Genomic DNA, 6081 nt, shown 5'->3' with positions numbered 1-6081 from the left:
CTGCACGCTCCACGAGTTCGTACGCACGGCTCGAGTTCGCACCGGCGGGGGTACGAACTCATGCCGGAGGTACGAACTCGCCGGCGATGGGCGATGGCCGGCCACAGCATGGGCGCGGGCATCAGCGTGAGCGGGCCTGATCCGGGCAGGACAGCGCGAGGTCCGCGCCACCCTCGACGCCCGCAGCGGCCACGTAGTGCAGCCACCACGTGCCATCGGACGCGGACTCCACTCGCTCGAGCTCTGCGGCAGTCTCCATCGCCACGGTCAGCCCTGGCAGCTCCCACCGCTCGGCTGAGATCGCCGCCGGATCGATCCCGGGTGCACGCACCTGGAAGGCGAGCTCACCGCCGTCGGACCATCGAAGTCCCACGTCCACGGCGTCGTCGCCGGCACGCTCGGCCGTCACGTCGATGGTGAGCGTGCTGACCAGGCGCAGCCAGCCCACGCCGCCCGGCAACCGCCAGTGCGCAGTCAGGGGGTGGAACTGGTCGTGCAGGTTGCCGCGGTCGCCCCCGACGTGCTCGGCGCCGACGATGAGGTTCTCCTCGAGCACGCTGCGCGCCACCCTGCGGCCGTCGATCGGCTGCTCGACCGTGCGCGGCCCGCTGAACGCCTCCAGCTCGCCGAGCACGTCCGGCGGCAGCTCGGGTAGCCCCAGCAGCGCCACCGACGGCCCGAGCCCGAGGTCCCACTGGTGCTGGTGGGGTCGGTCGAGGTCGGGGTAGACCTCGCCGCGCCGCCCCTGGGCCAGCCACAACCACAAGCCGACGGCACCCGAGTAGTCCCGGAGGTCCATCCCGTACGAGCGGTCGTACGGTCCGGCCAGGTTCTGCAGCCCGGCGTGGTGGTGGGCCGCGATGTCGCGCCACAGCGCGATCTCGACGGCGCAGGCTCGCTCGTGCGTGGCCGGCTCGGCTCCATAGCGGCGCCAGAGGGCGAGCGCGTAGAGGTCGATGCCGTAGTAGGTGGGCGAGTTGTACTCCTCGAACGCCCCGTGCTCCTCGAAGGCGTCGAGCACCTGCCGCATCAGGTCGACGCCGGCGGAGGCGGTCGCGGCGTCGCCGCGCCGCCGCCCGACGGCGTGCTGCAGGAACGCCGCCATCAGCGCGATGTTCGAGTACAGCGGTGACACCCCGCGGGCGAGGCTGCCCGCCACCGCGAGGTCGAGCGCACGATCGATCCCGGCCACGAGATCGACGGGCAGCCGGTCCTCCGCGGTGTCGAGCGCGAGCAGCAGCGTGCAGCCGATGAACTCGCGCCAGTTGGGGTCGTAGTCGCGCCACTCGCGCGACGTCTGGTCCGGCACGGGCTCCTCGGGGAACCGCAACCATGTGCCGTGCCACGCGGCGCCGGGTTGGTCCAACTGGTGCGCCAGCACGGCATGCAATACCTGCACGGCGCGGTCGTGATCGCCGGCAGCATCACGCGCAAGCAGACCGAGGGCGTACAGGGCGCTCTCACGCACGCGCGTGCGCTGCGGCGGCTCGCCCGAAGGCGGATCGGTGAGCAGGTTCAGGTCCGGGTCCCACCAGGTGTCCAGGGTCGCCATCGAGGCGGTCGCGAGGTCCGCGTTCATGACGACGCCCCGGTGGCCTCGAAGCTCGCGCGGACCGTCGTCGTCGCGCCGGCGGGCCCACGCGCGCCGACCACACCGAGTGGCAGCCCGTTGGGATTGGCAGGCGCCTCGGCGCGGTAGGCAGTCCATCCCGGCGGCAGCGCGAGTCGCAGCCGCGGGGCGTCCGGGTGGTCCCAGGTGAGCGACACGACACCATCCGCCACCGGCAGCGCCCGCACCTCGGTGAGCCAGCCGTGACCGAGTTGGTCGTCGGGCAGCTCGAGGCTCGGGCCATCCTCGGCGAGGACGCGGCCGTCGCCGTGGAAGACCCACTCCAGCGCAGTGCCGGGTTCACAGGTGACCGTGACCTCGTCGGTCCAGCCGGCGTCGTTCAGCTGCAGGCTCCGGGTCACCTCGGCGTCGTTCCACGCGCTGCGTGCGATCAGCGAGTGCGCATCGCCGTGCACGAGTTCGCCCGCGTGCTTCGGCTGCGGCGCCTCCCCGACGATCAGCACGCTGTGCGCCACCTGGGACCGCATCCACACCGTGACGTCGCTGCCGTAACCGGTGGTGCCGAGATCCAGGCTGCGCCAGTCGCCGCACTCCACGTCCACGGCAAGCTTGTCGTGGTGGTCGTGCCACCCCGCGTCGGGTCCGAACCGCATCGCGACCCGTACGCCTGGCGCCCGAAGTACCCCGATCCCAGGTCCTGGCCACACGAACGAGGGCGGGTCGCCGTCGTCGGGCTCCGGCAGGGAGTCCGCGCCGAAGACCACAGCACCCACGGTGTAGCGACCGATCCGCTCCGGGGAGGTGCCGTCCACGTGGTTGGCGCCGAACCAGACCTGCACGTGCGCGGGTCGATCGTCCAGGTAGCGCGCCGCGAGCGCAGGCCCGGCACCGGGCAGCAATGCGGCGGCGACCTCGGCCGTCTGGGCAAAGGTGCCGAGGAAGCTGTTCGGCCAGCCGTCGCCGTAGGCAGGGATCCGGCCGTCCGAGTACGCGAGCTCGGCCGGCGCCTCGACCGCGCGCAGCAGCCTGGCCGCCGGCTCGCCCGCCAGCGCCTCCGGCCCTGCGGCCTCGAGGAACGACAGCAGCGCGTTGACCGTATAGAAGTGATAGTGCGGGTTGACCTCGAACCACAGCCCCTCGGGGTGCATCCCCTGGAGCAGCTGCTGCCGGGCACCGAACGGCCCGTGCGTCGCGGTCTCCAGCAGTGCGGCGTCGCCAGTCACGACCGCGCACTCAGCCAGCGCCGCGACGATCCAGCAGTGGATGTTGTGGATCATCCCGAGCTGCGGCTCCAGCACGGCCGCCACCTCGCCGGCGAAGCCGCGCATCGCTGCGTGCACCGACTCGGGCAGCAATGGTCCCGCCCACCGCACCGAGCGCAGCAGCCCGATCGTGAACACCGATTCGTCCAGGTTCTGCGGTGTCACGCGCCCCTTGCCCACGTTCACGCCGTGCAGCTCGTAGGAGCCGTAGTGGGTCGCGTAGTGCGTGAGGATCTCGGTGAGAACGCCGACGGCGGTGGCCTCGCTCTCCTCGTCGGGCGCGGTTCGCGCGAGCAGCGCTGCGCGGACGGCCTGCGAGGCGGCCGCGTTGTGCATCCGGGTGCGCCAGCCGCCGTCCCACGGCTCCCCCGTGTAGGTGCGGCCGCACTCCGTGCACCGGTGTGCGGCCGGGCTGTCGGGGTCGAAGCCGAGCGGGGCGCCGTCATCGTCGCAGAAGTAGTGGTGCGTCCAGGCGCTGACGCTGTCCGGGCCTGGCAGTTGCAGGTGCCTGCGCCAGTGCTCGAAGTCTTCGCGCACCGAGGCGAGCGTGGTGGCGGCCCAGCCGGGATGGGCGACGCGGCTGCGCACCCGGTCCCAGTCCGGGGTGAGGCTGACGGCGGTCATGGGCGTGCTCGCCCGTACGTCGTGAGGCATGGTTCCTTGTTGTCAGAGTGTGCGATCGGCTGTGCGTGTCGAGGTCGTTCACCGGAATCGGAGCCGCGGCTCAGTCGGGCAACACCCCGCAGCCGACGGCGCTCAGGCCGCGTTCCTGGGCGGCGGCGAGCACCTGTCGCAACCGCGCGGGCGTGATGAAGTTGTGCCCCTGTGCCAGCCCTTGGTCCCACTCGGCGATGTCGTGGGCGAACAGGCACACGCTCGCGCCCGTGTCTGCCGCCTCGTCGAGGACGGTGAGCAGCGCCGCACTGTCGTCGGGGTTGGCTCGCCCGCCACGGCCGACATCGATTCCCCGCGCCGAGAGCACCCGTGGGCAGTCGTTCGCCCCGAGATCGACGAGCACCTCCGTGGCGCGCTCGTCGGTGTGCCGCGGTGACGTCGCGCGCAGCCAGGAGAAGGAGGCCACGAGAGCGCCGTCGATCGTCGGATCGTGCCGACCGAACGGGAAGGCGAAGTCACGATGTCCCAGGCCACGCTCCGCGAGAGCCGCGATCGAGGGCTCGATCTCGTTCTCGAGATACGCCGTCAGACCATGCTCGGCCACGTACTGCGGGGCGTCGCGATGGCGCAGACCGTGGCTCGCGATCGTGTGACCGTCACGCTGAAGGACCTGCAACATGGTCGTCTCGTCCTCGGTGAGCTGGTCGGCGCGCGAGACGAAGAACGTCGCGTACGCCCCGGCCTCCTCGAGCACGCCGCGGTGGGCGAACCAGTGGTCCACCGTGCGGTCGTCCAAGGTCAGCAGCAGGTACGGCTGCGACATCGTCCTCCCTCACCATCTTCCTCGCGCACGCTCGCCGCCGAGATCGCGGTCATGGGTCGAGATCGCTGTTCTGGATGCGCGATCTGGACCCGAAACCGCGATCTCGACGGCGGTGCTCAGCCCTCGTTCTCGGCGTACGCCTGCTCGAACTCATCACGCATCGCGTCGCCACCGCCCTTCTTCCAGGTCTCGACACCCTCGGTCCACGCAGACACCGGCTTACGACCGTGCAGGATGTCAACACCGAGGTCGGTGAGCGCATCGCCGATCTGGCTGCCCTTGCGCGACTCGGTCTCGCTGAACAGCGTGGCGGCAGGGTTCGCGATCGCCGTCGGGATCGCCTCGACCTGCACGTCGTACATCGCTTGGGCGACGTCGGCGTGTCCGGGCAGGTAGGAGACGAACGGGCCCTGCGCGAGGTAGTCGATGCCGAGCTTGGTCTCGCTCTTGCCCTTGTCGGTGAGCACGGGCTCGCCGTCGACGATGTCGTGGTGGACGCCTTCGAGTCCGTAGACCTTGAAGAGGTGCTCGGCGCTGCCGAACGGGGCGGCGAGCCAGTTGAGCACGTCGAGCATCGCCTCGGCACGGTCTGCGGCCTTGAGGCTGATCCCGGTGACGTTGTGCGTGGGCGCTGCGAGCCAGATGTCGGCCATGCCTCCACCGCCGGCGAGCGGCGGCAGCACGACGTCGAGGTCGACCGCCTCGCTGGTCATGTTGGTGAACGCGGGGCGGGCGCTGAACGTGTCCTCGAGGAACCACGTGGTGCCGGCGACCGACCAGGACTGGCGCTGCTGGTTGTCCGCGGATGTGGTGTCCGGGTGCACGAGACCATCCTCCACGAGCTTGCGGCCAGCCTCGAGGGCATCGAGCTGCGCCTCGTGCTCATTCGCACTGGTCCAGGTGCCGTCCTCACCGATCGACCACCCGTTCGGGATGCCGAAGGACTGCCGGATGATCTGCAGCGGCACGTTCGCGAGTGCCCAGGTGTTTGACGAGGTGACCTCGGCGAAGAGGCTGTGCAGGTCGTCCCAGGAGCTGGGGTTCGGTTCGATGCCCAGCTCGGCGAGCAGGTCGAACCGTCCGTAGAGCACCACGCTGCTCTGGGCGGCTCGGGCGATCGGGACGCCGTAGATGCGCCCGCCGTAGACCGTCGACCGCCAGCTGTCGGTGGGGATGGCGGCGAGGAAGGGGTAGTTCGCGACGGCGTCGCCGGAGAGCAGGTCGGTGAGGTCGGCGGCGCGTTCGCGCAGCAGCGACGGCAGCCCCGGAATCCCCTTCGGCCAGTACGTGAAGAGCTCGGGCAGGCGGTCGCCGGCCACTGTGGTCTGGAACCGGTCGGTGTAGTCGCCGCTCGGGACCAGCGAGACTGACATCGTGGCGCCGAGCTTCTCGTTGAGCGCCTGCCAGAACGCGTTCTGATCCATCGACGGCGGGACCGGGGTGTTGGTCAGCGCGAAAGCACCGAAATCCTGCCCGTCGCCAGGAGGCCCGTCGGTCACGGCCTCCGGGTTCGCCGGATAGGTGAGCATCGTGTCCGTGACGCCGTTCTCGCCTACCAGGTCGGGCGTGAAGCCGGCGTAGGGGGTGAAGGTCGGGAGGGTGACGGCGTTGTTCTCGGTTTGGGAGCCGCCATCGCCGCGGCCTTCGTTGGAGCAGGCGGTCAGGCTGCTGCCGAGGGCGGCGAGTCCGCCGAGGGCGAGGGTGCTTTGGAGTAGTCGGCGGCGGCCGATGCGGATCTGTGACACGGGTTGTCTCCTCTGTGTGTTGGTCCCGGTCCGCGGCTGTGCGGACCCGGGGCGTGTGTGGGGGTG

4 protein-coding genes are annotated in these 6081 nt (G+C 70.7%); all 4 read right to left on the bottom strand.

The features are described 5' to 3' along the window. Positions 1–121: 121 nt before the first annotated feature. Positions 122–1579 (bottom strand): hypothetical protein, encoded by a 1458-nt coding sequence (locus ACOJSN_RS14270; RefSeq protein WP_420113165.1) that lies wholly within the window; start codon positions 1577–1579, stop codon positions 122–124. Then, positions 1576–3456 carry a hypothetical protein gene (locus ACOJSN_RS14265; RefSeq protein WP_420113164.1) on the bottom strand — a complete coding sequence of 627 codons (1881 nt, stop codon included), beginning with the start codon at positions 3454–3456 and terminating at the stop codon, positions 1576–1578. Before ACOJSN_RS14265 ends, ACOJSN_RS14270 begins: the two co-directional genes overlap by 4 nt. 100 nt (positions 3457–3556) lie before the next feature. Further along, positions 3557–4270 carry a polysaccharide deacetylase family protein gene (locus tag ACOJSN_RS14260; protein WP_420113163.1) on the bottom strand — a complete coding sequence of 238 codons (714 nt, stop codon included), beginning with the start codon at positions 4268–4270 and terminating at the stop codon, positions 3557–3559. Between the two features lie 116 nt (positions 4271–4386). Continuing rightward, positions 4387–6015: a hypothetical protein gene (locus ACOJSN_RS14255; RefSeq protein WP_420113162.1), complete on the bottom strand. Its 1629-nt coding sequence runs from the start codon at positions 6013–6015 to the stop codon at positions 4387–4389. Positions 6016–6081: the final 66 nt, after the last annotated feature.

It is taken from the genome of Pseudactinotalea sp. (genome assembly GCF_048594945.1).
Taxonomy (GTDB): domain Bacteria; phylum Actinomycetota; class Actinomycetes; order Actinomycetales; family Beutenbergiaceae; genus Pseudactinotalea.
Note: the sequence above shows the minus strand (reverse complement) of the source record. Positions and strands in the feature narration are given on the sequence as shown.